The sequence below is a fragment of the Mycolicibacterium pulveris genome (genome assembly GCF_010725725.1).
GTDB lineage: Bacteria > Actinomycetota > Actinomycetes > Mycobacteriales > Mycobacteriaceae > Mycobacterium > Mycobacterium pulveris.
Genome location: NZ_AP022599.1, coordinates 2,393,023 through 2,404,806, shown reverse-complemented (window position 1 = coordinate 2,404,806; position 11,784 = coordinate 2,393,023). Strand labels below are relative to the sequence as shown.

Below are 11,784 nucleotides of genomic sequence, written 5' to 3'. Positions count from 1 at the left end.
GTCAACTGTAGCTTCCGCGGTATGCGGGTACGGCTGCTGGACACGTGGACATCGACGCTGCCGAGCGATGACGACCATCCCTATCGGACCGGTCCGTGGCGGCCCCAGGTGAACGAGTGGCGTGCCGACGACCTCGACGTCGTCGACGGTGAGGTACCCGCCGACCTGGACGGCATGTATCTGCGCAACACCGAGAACCCGCTGCATCCGGCGATCACGAACTACCACCCGTTCGACGGCGACGGGATGATCCACATCGTCGAGTTCGGCGACGGAAAAGCCCACTACCGCAACCGGTTCGTGCGCACCGACGGCCTGCTCGCCGAACAGGAGGCCGGCGGTTCGCTGTGGGCAGGGTTCATCGAGATGCCCGCCACCGCCAAACGCGACGACGGCTGGGGCGCGCGCACCCGGATGAAGGACGCGTCGAGCACCGACGTCATCGTGCACCGCGGGATGGCGCTGACCAGCTTCTACCTGTGCGGCGACCTCTACCAGGTCGACCCCTACACCGCCGACACGATCGGCAAGGAGACCTGGCACGGACAGTTCCCGGCCTGGGGTGTGTCGGCGCACCCCAAAGTCGATCCCGTCACCGGCGAACTGCTGTTCTTCAGCTACAGCAAGGAAGCGCCCTACTTGCGTTACGGCGTGGTCGACAAGGACGCCAACCTGGTGCACCAGACCGACGTCCCGCTGCCGGGGCCGCGGATGCCCCACGACATGGCGTTCACCGAGAATTACGTGATCCTCAACGACTTTCCGCTGTTCTGGGAACCCTCGTTGCTCAAGCGGGATATTCACGCGCCGGTCTTTCACCCCGACCTGCCGTCACGCTTCGCCGTACTGCCCCGGCGGGGCGATCAGTCGCAGGTGCGGTGGTTCGAGGCCGCGCCGACCTACGCCCTGCACTTCGTCAACGCGTTCGAGGACGGCGACGAGATCGTCCTCGACGGGTTCTTCCAGGCGAACCCGTCGCCGTCGACGGAGGGCGCTCGGTCGTTGGAGGAGGCGGCCTTTCGCTACCTGGCGCTCGACGGCTTCGAGTCCCATCTGCACCGTTGGCGTTTCAACCTCGCCACCGGTGCCGCATCCGAACAGCGGCTCAGTGATGACTTCACCGAATTCGGCATGCTCAACGGGGATTTCCAGACCCGGCCCTACCGCTACGTCTACGCCGCCACCGGCAAGCCCGGGTGGTTCTTGTTCGACGGTCTGGTCAAACACGACCTGCACACTGGCATCGAGGAACGGTACTCGCTCGGCGACGGCGTGTTCGGCAGTGAAACCGCGATGGCGCCGCGCCCCGGGGGCAGCGCCGAGGACGACGGATATCTCGTCACCCTCACCACGGACATGAACGACGACGCCTCCTACTGCCTGGTGTTCGATGCCGCCCGGGTCGTCGACGGACCGGTGTGCAAACTGCGCCTGCCCGAACGGATCTGCAGCGGAACGCATTCCACCTGGGTCTCCGGCGAGGAGCTGCGCCGCTGGCCCCGGCCCCAGTGACGGGACCCGACGACGCCAATGCCGTAGGGCGGATGCTCGCGCTGCTCGGCGACGAGTGGACCCTGTTGATCGTGCGCGAATCTCTGCTGGGCGCACGCCGTTTCACCGACTTCGCCGCGCTGCCCATCTCCAACGCCGTGCTCAGCAATCGGTTGCGGTCGCTGGTGGATGACGGTCTGCTCGAGCGCCGCGTCTACCAGGACCAGCCTCCGCGCGCCGACTACCACCCGACCGAGCCCTGCCGGGCGCTGTGGCCGGTGCTGGTGTCGATATGGCATTGGGAACGCACCTGGGTCGAGGGTCACATCCGGTCGTTGCCGGCCATGCGCCACCAGGGATGCGGCCAGGACTTCTCGCCGGTTCTGCGGTGCGGGCACTGCCGGCAACCGGTCCACGTCGTTCACATCGACGCCTCCTGGGGACCCAGCGGCGGCTGGCGTCGCTCGGTCCCACGCGCCGTCACCCGTCGCCGCGTCCGCACTGACGCGCCGCCCGACGCGGGTTTGTTCCCCGAAACCATGGCGATCTTCGGCAACCGGTGGGCGTCGGCGATCATGGGGGCCGCCTTTCTCGGGACCCGCCGATTCACCGACTTCCAGACCCGGCTGTCGGCCCCCGCGGCGGTGGTCGCCGACCGCCTACGACTGTTCTGCGACATCGGCGTCCTACAGGCCGCCGCGCATCCCGGTCGCGCGGACTGGTCCGAATACCACCTCACGCCAAAGGGTCTGGCGTTCTATCCCGTCATCGCGACCGCGATCCACTGGGGTGAGACCTATCTCGGCGCCCCGGACGGACCGGCGTTGTTGTTCACCCACACCGCGTGCGGGCACCCGTTCGTTCCCGAGTTGGGCTGCGATCAGTGCGCAGAGGCGTTGGCGGGCAGTGCGATCGGGGTGGTCGCCTAGCCGGTGAACCCCTCACCTTTTGTCGAGCGGTCGTGGCTGGTGTAGGTCAATGGAATCTGGCGATTCTTGGCGATCTTGTCCAGCATCGCGATCCGCTCGCGCGCGGCCGCGCCGGTCTTCTTTCTCTGCTCGCGGATCGGGTTGGACCACGGCAGCTTGTCGGCCACCATCGCGATGCGGACGTTGAGCTTGGCAATCTCCTTGAAGATCCGGATTCGGCGCTCGTAGTTGTAGCCCAGCGGCTCGAAGAAGCTACCGGCGACCATCGCCTCGATCTGCTGGTATCCGAACACCGCGCCCGCCGGGACGAGCGCGAGGGTTGCGGTGAGCTGGTTGGCGTGCCGGGCCACCAACTTCTTGACGACGCCGGGAAGGGCGTCGGTCAGGGTCGTCAGGTGCGCGGGACCGGCGATGGCGTCGACGAGTTCGGCGCGCCACGGCGACGGGTTACCGCCCCTGGCCAGGACGTAGTTCAACGACTTGATCAGCTCCAGGCCGGTCGGGGAGTAGAGCCGCTCGGGCGCGCCCCACAGCCGTCCCGAGTACGACGAGTACTCGGCGAGGTCCTCGAGTTCCTGGTGGGTCAGCTTGCGTCCGAACGCGTGGTCGACGAGCCGGCCGAGCAGCATCCCGCTGCCGAACCCGAGCAGCGACGTGACCGGGATGGGCTCGCCGAACTTGAGATAGACGTCGTCGCCCCATTTGCGGCGCAAGCCGCGGCTGGCCAGCCCGTGCATCAACCGCACCCGAATCACATCCTGGAAGGCTTCCGAATGCCGGTCGAAGATGTCGGGCAGCGTGAACTCCGCGAAGACCCGTGCGGTCTCGATGAAGCGACGCGGGCCGTCGTCGGCGAAGCGACCGGTGGCACCGGTGGATGCGGAGATATCTCCGGTCATCGCGGTCTCGTAGAACGCCCACCCCTGGATGATCATGGTGGCGGTCTTGGTGGCCGACATCGCCAGCATGCGGCCGCGTTCAGCGGCCTCGAGATCGAACTGGCTCGGTAGCTGATCGAGGTGTTCGAAGAACTCGACGAACTCACGGGGCGGATCGTCGAGAGAGTCGATGCCCTGGGTCAGCGCCTGTTCGTAGAGTGCGCGGCCCTTCTCGTAGCCGAGGCGCTCGAATGCGTCGACCACGCCGATGATGTACTCGTCGCCCTGCCAGAAGTAGTCGTCGCGCAGCCGGGTGAGGGCGTTGGGTTCGACCTCTTTGTCGATGTCGATCCACTGGCCGAACATGAACTCGCGCATCTGCCGCCACTGGGCGGCGAAATGGTCGCGACCCGGCGGGATGGGGCGCAGCGGCTTGTCGGGATGAGCGCGGCGGTTGAACTCGACATCCTCCAGGAGGATTTCTGGACGCTCACCGGTGACAGTCATACGGCAATCCCATCGTCGAAGTAAAGGGCACTCATTTCGACGTTAGCTTAAGCGCCGCCCGTATGTGAATGGCCGTTCCGGCGCGCAGCGGCCCGTCTCACGGGCCCGGCTTGAGGGCCGCATCGAAGAACGCCAGCTCCAGCCGCATTGCCCGGCGGTAGGCCATCCGCGCGGCCGTGAGGTCGTCGACGTGTTGGTCGAGCAGCTTTTCCAGCAGCGCGGCCACTTCGTCGAAGCCAGGGTCGGCGTAGGTTTCCACCCATTGGCGGTACGGCCCGGCGGTGTCGGCGTCCAGCGCGGTGCCGACGTGGGCGTAGAGCCGCATACACGGCGTCATCGCGGCGCACACCACCCCCACACTGCCGGTCGCGGCGGTGGCCAAGAGGAACTCGGTGTAGGCCAAGGTCGCCGGGGCGGGCTCGACGTTGGCCATGTCGATGCCCCACGACGACGCGTACGACTCGTGCAACCGCAGTTCCTCACGGACCCCGGCGAGAAGGTCGGCGAAGGTCAGCAGCGTCGCCGTGTCGGGGCTGCGTGCCAGCGCCAACGCGTAGGCACGGGCGAACGATTCGAGGAAGTACGCGTCCTGAGCGACGTAGCCGGCGAACAGTTTTCGGTCCAGTGAGCCGTCTCCGATGCCGCGCACGAACGGGTTGTCCAGCACCTCGGCCACCACGTCAGCGTTCTCTGACCACAGTTGCTCCGCCAGCGTCATGCTGCCTCCTTCACCCTCTGCAGTTCGAGCTCATCACTCTAGGCAAGAGCGAAATCATCGGCCTCGAAGCCCGAGAACCGGTTGGCGGCGACGACCGTGCCGCCAACTGGGGTCCCACGGCCAGCGCCCGCGCTCATCGGCCCACACCAGTTGCAGGGCGCGAACCCGCGGGCCGAACAGTCTGATCGCGAACTTCAGGTGCACATCGGGGTGCTCGACCTCGACGACTTCGATGAGAGGACCGTCCCGGCAGTCGATCCGCATCGCCGGGGCCACTATGGTGCCCTCACCAATCATCCCGCGCGCCACGGAGTTCAACACGTGGCTCGCGCCTTGAGGTGACACGCCGCTGATCAACAGTTCCGGCGCACCCGGGCCGTGCAGGCCGACCGTGTACGCGAAAGGCCGTTTCTCGTCTTCGACACACTGGACCGCCCAGCCGTGGTCTCTGATGATGGCCCTGAGCTCGTCCAGATAGTCCTCGATGGGGCTGTGGGGGTTGTCGCATCGCCAGCACATGGTGCGTCCTTTTGTCGTGGTGCGATCAGCATGCGCGCGGCCACCGACAAGCTCAGATGGTCATCCGCATCTGCGCACCGGGGTGGGTACTGAGCGTGACGACGACCGTCCCGGTCCCGGTGGTGAATGTGGTGTTGGCGTAGCCGATGAACCCGTAGTGGCCGTCGATGATCGAGACCGCGGTGACGTCGTCGCGTCCCGATGCGCCGGTGTCGAGGTTCGCCCATGAGGCGGTCACCGTGAGTGCACACGAACCGTCGTAGACGCCGGCGTCGTAGTGGATCGCGACGCGGACGCCGTTCTCCACTCGGTCGTCGACCTGCACCGGTGTCACCTGGGCGTCGGCGCTGACGGTTCCCGCGCACGACGGCGATGCCATCACCGAAACCGCGCCGAACTGCGCGAACGCGTCGGCCCGGGCGGTCGCCACCGACGCCCAGGGCGCCGTCAAGGCGACCGCGAGGGCCCCGGCAACACGGAGCGAGGTCATGCCCTGTCATCGGCGCTGGCGACGACGGCGTTAGCCACCCGCGCGATATATGCAACGAATCTAATACAAACGGCGTCGTCCGCGCGTCGACACGCCCGTCACGACAGTCACTTTGGTAACTTCGCGCGGTGCCCGTATCCCGGCGTGACGTGCTGCGCTGCGCCGCCGCGGTGTCGGCTTCGGCTGCCCTGGGTGCCGCAGCGGGGAAGCAGGCGCCTGCGGCGGCGGCCGCCTCTCCGACACTGATCGACTTCGCGATGCGCCAGATTCCGGCGGAGGCCATCCGGGCCGCGGGTCACGCCGGGGTGATCAACTACGTCTCGACGTCACGGCCCGGCTCGTCGTTCGGCGCCAAGCCGATCACGTTGCCCTACGCCAAGTCGCTGACCGCGGCCGGTCTGGTGATCGTCAGCAACTACCAGTACGGCAAGCCGGGCGGGACGGCCCCGTCGGACTTCACCCGCGGATATCCCGGCGGCGTCGCCGACGCGAAAGCCGCTTGGCACCTGCACACCGCCGCCGGTGGTGGCCGCACCGCCCCGATCTATTTCAGCGTCGACGACGACATCGACCGCCAAACCTGGAATGACCTGGCACTGCCGTGGTTTCGCGGCATCAACTCCGTCATCGGGGTGATGCGCACCGGCATCTACGCCGGCATCCGGCCATGTCAGTGGGCCACCGCCGACGGCGTCATCGGCAGATCACAAACGCCGGGCCGGGTCTGGGCCTGGCAGACCCGGTCCTGGTCGAACGGGCAGATCTTTCCGCACGCGGTGCTCTACCAGCGCATCATCGACACGGCGTCGAATCCGGGACCGGTGGTCGGCGGCATCCGCGTCGACGTCAACGATGTGCTGGCCCAGGATTGCGGCCAGTGGAACTTTCATCCCTGACGGGCGGGATCAGCGCGGCAACGTGGTGATGTGCACGTGGTCGAAATGGCCGTAACCCGACGCTTGCGGACCGGCCGGCGTGTAGTAGGTGCCGCGCCAGATCACATCCTGCAACCCGAACCGGCCGGCATTGGCCATCGCGAACGCGAGGATCTCGTTGCCCAGCGCGATGCCCTCGGGACTGTTGTGGTTCGGGATCATGATGTCGATCGCCAGGCCGCGTGGATGCCACGGCTTCGAGTCCGGTCGGACCCCGTCGATGGTCGAGACCTGGGGGAAGCGGGCGCTGACGGCCCGGGCGACCAGGACGGAGTTTCGCTGCAGACCGGCCTCGTTCGCGACGCCGACGGGCAGCGCCTCGGGGATGTCGATCTGGGCGGCGACCAGCGAGGGGACCGGGTCGGCGGCCGGCGGGCCGGGCATCGCGACGATCGCGGGGTCTGCTGGTGGCGGCGCACTCGGGGGCGGCGGGGCGGCGTTGTCGACCGCCGCCTGCTGTTGGGGTGTCAACGCCGCGTACTGCGCCTCGGCGGCGGCGATCTGGCGCAGCAGTTCCTTCCATTTGGCCTGCACGTCCGCGCGCACCGCGGCAGCCTTCTCGGTCGCGGCGCGGGCGTCGGCGGCGGACTTCTCCGAGGCCTGGGCGGCGGCGGCCGCGCGCTCGGATGCTGCCCTGAAGTTCTTCATCTGCTCGGCCGTCGTGGCGGCCACCACCCGCTGCACCGACAGCCGGTCGATCAGTTGTTGCGGCGAGGCCGCGGTCAACACCGTGGCCATCGCACCGTCGCGGCCACCCATGTAGTTCATCGCCGCAAGCCGGTCGACCGCCTCCTGATAGGGGGCGAGCTGGGCGTTCGCGGCGGCAAGGGCCTCGAGGTCGGCGCGGTGGCGGTCTTCGGCCGCTTCTTGGGCAGCGACGCGTTCGTCGAGGTCGCGTTGTGCGGCCGTGACCGCCTCGCGCGCCTCGATCGCCTGGCGCGACAACTCGTTGAGCTTGGATAGTGCGTCAGCCGCCGGGTCGGCGGCGACGTGGGTCATCGACACCGCGAGCACTAGGACAGCCGTCGCCAAACCGAACACCGCTCGCCGCAGTGCACGCCGCGCCCCGACCATCTGGATTGCCACGATCCTTCGCTGCAAGGACCGACTCCGGTCCAGCTTCTACGACCCCGGACAGGTTACGAAGTGGTCTTGATGATGTCCACTCCTCCCTGTCCACTCCTCCCTCTCGGATCGGCGCGCGTTCCCGGATGGCAACGCTCAACGCGCACCGGCGCGCGGACGCAATGAGAGGTGCAGCGGAGGTGCGTACTGCCGGACTATTTCATCATGGGTCATCGAACAGGCCGGTTCGAGCTTCAGTATGTAGCGCGACACGATCAGGCCCACGATCTGTGCGCAGAACATGCCGGCACGCTTGCGGGCGTCTGCTCCGCCGATCCTGGTGGCAAGCTTGTCGACGATCTCTCGATCCACCATCTCCTTCACCAGGCTTGCCAGGGCCTCATCGTGGGCGGCACCGGAAATCAGCGCGCGAAGCGGTGCGCCACTTTCCGGCTCCTCCCACAGCGCAAGCAGCCCTGACAAGACACGCTGCGGAAATGTGGCGGGGTCGGCCTCGGCGGCGGCGCCCTCGATGACATCGGCGGGGTTGGCGGCCAGGGCGAGGGCTTCACTGATCAAGCCCCGCTTGGCGCCGAAGTAATAGCTGATGAGAGCGATGTCGACGCCCGCATCGGCGGCGACGGATCGCAGGGTCACGGCCTGATACCCGCCGTCGAGAAAGCGTCGTCGAGCGACGTCGAGGATCTTCGTCCGGGTATCGGGCTTTCCCACCCTGCGCCCGCGCCGCCGGGCCGAATAATTCATCACAGTTGATATTTTACGTTTGCCCGGGTCACGGTGTTGGAGTTCTCTCACGCGAAAGGATCCAGCCGTCGTGCCCAGCACCATGACGCCGCCCCGGCCGGCCGTCGACTGTCGAAAGTCACACGGGTGACGCAGGTTTCGGTCCGCGGGCTGATCATGCGCGGATGGCTGCTGCTGGTCGCCGTGATCGTCGTAGCGGTTGCCGGGTTCAGCGTGTATCGATTGCACGGGATGTTCGGCTCGCACCACGACGAATCGATCGACAGCGACATTTCCAGCGAGATCACCCCTTTCAACCCGAAGGAAGTGGTCCTCGAGGTTTTCGGCACACCCGGAGCCGTGGCGACGATCAACTACCTGGACGTCAACGCCGCGCCCCACCAAGTCGTCGACGCAACCCTGCCGTGGTCGTACACGATCAGGACGACGCAGCCCGCGGTCATCGCCAACGTGGTGGCCCAGGGCGACAACGCATTCATCGGTTGCCGCATCAACGTCAACGGTGTCGTCACCGACGAAAGAGTGGTCAACAGAGTGGCCGCTTACACCTTCTGCTTGGACAAATCCTCGTGAGCAGCGGAATGCGCTCTCGGACAACGTCATCGAGAATGATCCGGCGACTGTCGGTGCCGATCCTTCTCTTCTGGGTGACCATCGCCGCCACAACCAACATCGCCGTTCCACGGTTGGAAGCGGTTGCCGAAGAACGGAATGTGGCATTGAGTCCAGCAGATGCACCGTCGCTGCAGGCGATGAAGCGCATCGGCCGGGTGTTCGACGAGTTCGAGTCCGACAGTGCGGCCATGATCGTCTTGGAGGGCGATGAGCCCCTCGGCGACGACGCCCACCACTTCTACGACTTGTTGATCGAGAAACTGTGGAAGGACACCACACACGTCGAGCACATCCAGGACTTCTGGGGGGATCCGCTCACCGCTGCGGGGGTGCAAAGCGCCGACGGCAAGGCCGCGTTCGTTCAGGTGTACCTTGCCGGTAGCCAAGGCGAAGCATTGGCGAACGAGTCGGTGGCTGCGGTCCGCGACATCGTGGCTCATACCCCCGCCCCCGACGGGGTCACGGCCTATGTGACAGGTCCAGCGCCCCTGCTGGCCGATCAGTTCGGAGTGGGCAGCAAAGGTGCCCTACACGTCACGCTGATCACGCTTCTCGTGATCGCCGTGATGCTGTTTTTCGTCTACCGCTCGGTCACCACCGTGCTTTTGGTGCTTTTCATTGTCCTTGTTCAGGCCGCTGCCGCCCGCGGAATCATCGCGCTGCTGGCCGACTCGGGAGTCATCGGCCTGTCGATCTACGCGACGAACCTGCTCACGTTGCTGATCATCGCAGCCGGTACCGACTACGCCATCTTTTTCGTCGGCCGTTATCAGGAAGCCCGCCTGGCCGGCCAGGACCGGGACACCGCCTACTACACCATGTTTCACCGGACCGCGCACGTTGTCCTGGGCTCCGGCTTGACCATCGCCGGTGCCGTGTACTGCCTCAGCTTCACCCGATTGCCGTATTTTCACAGCCTCGGAGCACCGGTCGCGATCGGCATTCTCGTTGCGTTGGCCGCAGCTCTCACCCTGATACCCGCGGTGGTCACCGTGGGCAGTTGTGTCGGTCGTTTCGAACCCAAGCGGATGATGCGCGTTCGCGGATGGCGGCGGATCGGTACCGCGATCGTGCGCTGGCCGGGCCCCATCCTGACAGTCGCCCTCGCGCTGGCCCTCGTCGGTCTGCTTGCCCTTCCCGGTTACGAAACGAGCTACGATGTGCGGCACTACATTCCAGCCAGTGCGCCGGCCAATATCGGCCACGCCGCCGCAGAGCGTCACTTCTCGCCCGCTCGGTTGAATCCCGATCTCCTGATGCTCGAAGCCGACCATGACATGCGCAATCCAGCGGACATGCTCATCTTGGATCGGGTCGCCCGGAGCATCTTTCATCTGCCGGGCATCGCTGGGGTGCAGTCCATCACTCGGCCGCTCGGAGCACCGATCGACCACGCGTCGATACCTTTTCAAATCAGCATGCAGAACACCGGTCAGGTAATGAACCTGAAGTACCAGCAAGACCGCGCGGCCGACATGCTGACGCAAGCCGACGAGCTTGCGAAGTCAATCGAGAGGTTGAAACGCCAGTACGAGTTGCAGCAAGAGCTCGCGGCGACAACCCGCGACCAAGCAGAGAGTTTTCAGGAGACGATCGCCACGTTGAATGAGCTGCGCGACAACATCGCAAACGTCGACGACTTCTTGAGGCCGATCCGCAACTACTTCTACTGGGAAGAACACTGCTACGACATTCCGGCCTGCTCTGCGTTCAGGTCCGTGTTTGATTCACTCGACAGCATCGACAAACTCAGCGGACAGTTGGAGAGCGTCCGTCATACTTTGGATCGACTGGCCGCGATCCAGCCGGAGCTGGTGGCATTGATTCCCGACCAGATCGCCGGCCAGGAAGCGAACTACGGGCTGGCGCTGTCGAATTACTCCACCCTGTCCGGAATCTACGACCAACTTGCGGCAATGACCGAGAACCCCACTGCCATGGGCCGGGCGTTCGACACAGCCAAGATCGACGACTTCTTCTACCTGCCGCCGGAGGCTTTCGACAACCGCGACTTCCAGCGTGGACTGAAGATGTTTCTGTCCGCGGACGGCAAAGCAGCCCGGATGATCATCACCCACACCCGTGATCCCGCCACGCCTGAAGGCATTTCGAATATCGATCCGATCAGACAGGCAGCGATCGACGCTCTGAAGGGCACCCCGTTACAGGGGTCGCAGATTTATCTGGCCGGCACCGCTTCGACGTACCGGGACATCCAGGAGGGCGCCAAATACGACTTGATGATCGCCGCAATAGCCGCCCTCACCCTGGTCTTGCTGGTCATGCTGTTCATCATCCGGAGTCTGGTCGCCGCACTGGTCACCGTCGGCACCGTAGCGCTTTCCCTTGGCGCCTCCTTCGGCCTGTCAGTTCTTGTCTGGCAACATATCTTCGGCATCCAGTTGTACTGGATCGTGCTTGCGATCGCCGTCGTCGTACTCCTGGGCGTGGGCTCCGATTACAACCTGTTGCTGATCTCGCGGCTCAAAGAAGAAATTGGTGCCGGGTTGAACACCGGCATGATTCGCGCGATGGGCGGTTCAGGTTCGGTGGTAACCGCCGCAGGGTTGGTGTTCGCCGCCACCATGTCTTCCTTTGTGTTCAGCGACTTGCGCGTGCTGGGCCAGATCGGAACAACCATCGGCCTCGGGTTGCTTTTCGACACGTTGGTCGTGCGCGCCTTCATGACCCCGTCCATCGCGACACTGCTCGGGCGCTGGTTCTGGTGGCCGCATCGAGTACGAGCGCGGCCAACGCCCTCCCCGTGGCCGACCCCCGGCAGTCCTCGGGCGGCGCGCGAAGTCGCCTAATCCGCTAAGGCAGGTGAGGCCGAAAGACCCTAGTGGGACGGTGCCATTCGATGCGAGAGTGC

Annotated in this window: 11 protein-coding genes; 5 read left to right on the top strand and 6 right to left on the bottom strand. The window is 65.6% G+C overall.

From position 1 onward, the window contains the following. The first annotated feature begins 21 nt into the window (after positions 1-21). Both G6N28_RS11535 and G6N28_RS11530 read left to right on the top strand, forming a co-directional pair. Positions 22-1,512: a carotenoid oxygenase family protein gene (locus G6N28_RS11535; protein ID WP_163900372.1), complete on the top strand. Its 1,491-nt coding sequence runs from the start codon at positions 22-24 to the stop codon at positions 1,510-1,512. Between the two features lie 32 nt (positions 1,513-1,544). Further along, positions 1,545-2,420, top strand: a complete 876-nt coding sequence (locus tag G6N28_RS11530) for a winged helix-turn-helix transcriptional regulator (protein ID WP_163906133.1) — start codon at positions 1,545-1,547, stop codon at positions 2,418-2,420. Here the strand turns inward: G6N28_RS11530 and G6N28_RS11525 are convergent. From G6N28_RS11525 to G6N28_RS11510, 4 genes are all read right to left on the bottom strand, one after another. Then, positions 2,417-3,805, bottom strand: coding sequence for an oxygenase MpaB family protein (locus G6N28_RS11525; RefSeq protein ID WP_163900370.1), 1,389 nt, complete (start codon positions 3,803-3,805; stop codon positions 2,417-2,419). The two genes, G6N28_RS11530 and G6N28_RS11525, sit on opposite strands and share 4 nt — an antisense overlap. 97 nt (positions 3,806-3,902) lie before the next feature. Further along, positions 3,903-4,523, bottom strand: a complete 621-nt coding sequence (locus G6N28_RS11520; RefSeq protein WP_163900368.1) for a TenA family protein — start codon at positions 4,521-4,523, stop codon at positions 3,903-3,905. 54 nt (positions 4,524-4,577) lie between these two features. Then, positions 4,578-5,042 carry a DUF4262 domain-containing protein gene (locus G6N28_RS11515; protein ID WP_163900366.1) on the bottom strand — a complete coding sequence of 155 codons (465 nt, stop codon included), beginning with the start codon at positions 5,040-5,042 and terminating at the stop codon, positions 4,578-4,580. A gap of 52 nt (positions 5,043-5,094) precedes the next feature. Further along, positions 5,095-5,532 carry a hypothetical protein gene (locus G6N28_RS11510; RefSeq protein ID WP_163900364.1) on the bottom strand — a complete coding sequence of 146 codons (438 nt, stop codon included), beginning with the start codon at positions 5,530-5,532 and terminating at the stop codon, positions 5,095-5,097. Positions 5,533-5,660: 128 nt separating this feature from the next. On the opposite strand from G6N28_RS11510, the gene G6N28_RS11505 reads away from it, so the two are divergent. Continuing rightward, positions 5,661-6,428, top strand: coding sequence for a DUF1906 domain-containing protein (locus G6N28_RS11505; protein ID WP_163900362.1), 768 nt, complete (start codon positions 5,661-5,663; stop codon positions 6,426-6,428). A 9-nt stretch (positions 6,429-6,437) separates the two neighbouring features. On the opposite strand, the gene G6N28_RS11500 is transcribed toward G6N28_RS11505, so the two are convergent. Together G6N28_RS11500 and G6N28_RS11495 are read right to left on the bottom strand one after the other, a co-directional pair. Further along, a complete protein-coding gene (locus tag G6N28_RS11500; RefSeq protein ID WP_163906131.1) occupies positions 6,438-7,541 on the bottom strand; it encodes a coiled-coil domain-containing protein in 1,104 nt (367 codons plus the stop codon). 147 nt (positions 7,542-7,688) lie between these two features. Beyond that, positions 7,689-8,381: a TetR/AcrR family transcriptional regulator gene (locus G6N28_RS11495; protein WP_235674541.1), complete on the bottom strand. Its 693-nt coding sequence runs from the start codon at positions 8,379-8,381 to the stop codon at positions 7,689-7,691. Between the two features lie 72 nt (positions 8,382-8,453). Here G6N28_RS11495 and G6N28_RS11490 point away from each other — a divergent pair, with 72 nt between their 5' ends. Further along, positions 8,454-8,870, top strand: a complete 417-nt coding sequence (locus tag G6N28_RS11490; RefSeq protein ID WP_179962189.1) for an MmpS family transport accessory protein — start codon at positions 8,454-8,456, stop codon at positions 8,868-8,870. 35 nt (positions 8,871-8,905) lie between these two features. Further along, positions 8,906-11,722, top strand: a complete 2,817-nt coding sequence (locus G6N28_RS11485) for an MMPL/RND family transporter (RefSeq protein WP_276000995.1) — start codon at positions 8,906-8,908, stop codon at positions 11,720-11,722. The last annotated feature ends 62 nt before the right edge of the window (positions 11,723-11,784 follow it).

Bases quoted from the DNA above. Each gene is read 5' to 3' on its own strand.
- G6N28_RS11535 (WP_163900372.1), top strand. From the start codon at position 22: ATGCGGGTACGGCTGCTGGACACGTGGACATCGACGCTGCCGAGCGAT.
- G6N28_RS11530 (WP_163906133.1), top strand. From the start codon at position 1,545: ATGCTCGCGCTGCTCGGCGACGAGTGGACCCTGTTGATCGTGCGCGAA.
- G6N28_RS11525 (WP_163900370.1), bottom strand. From the start codon at position 3,805: ATGACTGTCACCGGTGAGCGTCCAGAAATCCTCCTGGAGGATGTCGAG.
- G6N28_RS11520 (WP_163900368.1), bottom strand. From the start codon at position 4,523: ATGACGCTGGCGGAGCAACTGTGGTCAGAGAACGCTGACGTGGTGGCC.
- G6N28_RS11515 (WP_163900366.1), bottom strand. From the start codon at position 5,042: ATGTGCTGGCGATGCGACAACCCCCACAGCCCCATCGAGGACTATCTG.
- G6N28_RS11510 (WP_163900364.1), bottom strand. From the start codon at position 5,532: ATGACCTCGCTCCGTGTTGCCGGGGCCCTCGCGGTCGCCTTGACGGCG.
- G6N28_RS11500 (WP_163906131.1), bottom strand. From the start codon at position 7,541: ATGGTCGGGGCGCGGCGTGCACTGCGGCGAGCGGTGTTCGGTTTGGCG.
- G6N28_RS11495 (WP_235674541.1), bottom strand. From the start codon at position 8,381: ATGGTGCTGGGCACGACGGCTGGATCCTTTCGCGTGAGAGAACTCCAA.
- G6N28_RS11490 (WP_179962189.1), top strand. From the start codon at position 8,454: ATGCGCGGATGGCTGCTGCTGGTCGCCGTGATCGTCGTAGCGGTTGCC.
- G6N28_RS11485 (WP_276000995.1), top strand. From the start codon at position 8,906: ATGATCCGGCGACTGTCGGTGCCGATCCTTCTCTTCTGGGTGACCATC.